This is a genomic window from Pelomonas sp. KK5 (genome assembly GCF_001984095.1).
Lineage (GTDB): Bacteria > Pseudomonadota > Gammaproteobacteria > Burkholderiales > Burkholderiaceae_C > KK5.
Genome location: NZ_LYVQ01000461.1, coordinates 1 through 1,610, shown reverse-complemented (window position 1 = coordinate 1,610; position 1,610 = coordinate 1). Strand labels below are relative to the sequence as shown.

The window sequence follows — 1,610 nt, the reverse complement described above, 5'->3', positions numbered from 1 at the left end:
TGGTGGAGGCCTTGGCGTTCAGGTCCAGCTCGACGATGCCCAGGTCGGCCATCGACTTCAGCTCGCCCGCGTCGGTCTTGCCGTCGTGGTTGGCGTCCACCCAGACCTTCAGCTGGTTGAAGTGGGCGTCGGCCGCGGTGAGCTTGCCGTCGTGGTTGGTGTCCTGCGCTGCCATGGCCTGGTAGCCGTTGGCCGCGTGCTGGCCGTTGGCGAGCACCGTGCCGGTGCCGAACAGCTCGGCGCCGCTGTTGATCTTCCCGTCGTTGTTCAGGTCGATCGCGAGCAGGCCGTCGCCGCCGGCGGTCCAGCCGTACTTCTGGCTGTTGCCGGTGTTGTTCAGGTCGAAGTTGACGCCCTGGGCCGCCGAGGTCGTGTGCACCCCGTTGCCGTTCAGGTCCAGCACGATCGGCGAGGTCAAGAACAGCGAGTCGAGCTGGGTGCCGGACAGCGCGCCCATCGCCTCGGTGTTGGCCAGCAGCGCGGTGACCTGGGTCATGCTCAGCTTGGCGATGTCCGCGGCCTCGAAGCCGGGCGCCTGGTCGGAGGTCATCACCGACAGGTCGCCGGTGGTGAGGCCGCCGATCTGGCTGCCGGTCAGCGCGGTGAGGTCGGCCGAGCTCAGGGCCAGGAAGTGGTCCGTCGTCAGCGCGCCGATCTGGGCCGAGGTGAACAGCGAGATCTGCGTCGTCGAGAACGCATGGATGTCGTCGGTCGTGAAGGCATGGACCTGCGCGGTGCCCAGCGACTGCAGCTGGCTGCTCGTCATCGAGGTGACCTGGTCGGTGCTCAGCGCGGCGATCTGGTCGGTCGTCAGGCTGTGCAGGGCCAGGGTCGTGATCGCGCGGATCTCGTCGGTGGCGATGGCGCCGAGGTCGTCCGAGTCGATGCCCTGGATCTGCGTGCTGGTCAGCGCCGCGAAGTGCACGCTGGTCAGCGCGCCGATCTGGTCGGAGCTCAGCGCATGCAGGTCGGCCGAGCTGAGCGCGCGGATGTCGCCGGTCGACAGGCCGTGCAGCGTGTCGGTGCTGAAGGTGGCGATCTGGTCGGAGTGCATCGCGCCGATCTGCGCGGTGGACATCGCCAGCACCTGGCCGGAGCTGAAGGCGCCGACGTCGTCGGTGCTCATGAACCCGATCTGCACGGTCGTCAGCGCCTGCACCTGCACATTGCTCAGCGCCTGGATCTGGTCGCTGCCCAGCGCGTCGAGCTGGCCGCTGGAGAAGGCGCGCAGCGCGCCGCTGGACAGGGCCCGCAGGTCGTCGGTGCTGAGGTTGACGATGTGGTCGGTCGTCAGGCCCGCCACCTGGGCCGAGCTGAGCACGGCGGCCTGGGCGGAGCTGAGGGCGACGATGTCGTCGGTGGTCAGCGCGTGGATCTGGGCCGAGCCCATCGCCTTGATGCCGGCGGAGCCCAGCGCGACGACATCTTCCGTCGTCATCGTGGCGATCTGCGCGGTGCCGATGGCGGCGACCTGGCTGCTGGTCAGCGACGGGATCTGCGAACTGGTCAGCGCGTTCAGCGTGTCGCTGCCCATCGCGGCGACCTGGGCCGTCGTGAGCTGCTGCACCTGGCCGGTGGTCAGCGCGCCGATCTGGTCGCTGTCCAGCGCG

The 1,610-nt window shown here is 69.1% G+C and carries 1 pseudogene; it reads right to left on the bottom strand.

What is annotated here, in order from left to right:
• Positions 1 to 1,610: pseudogene (locus tag B0W88_RS34090) on the bottom strand (heme utilization protein); the annotation flags it as partial.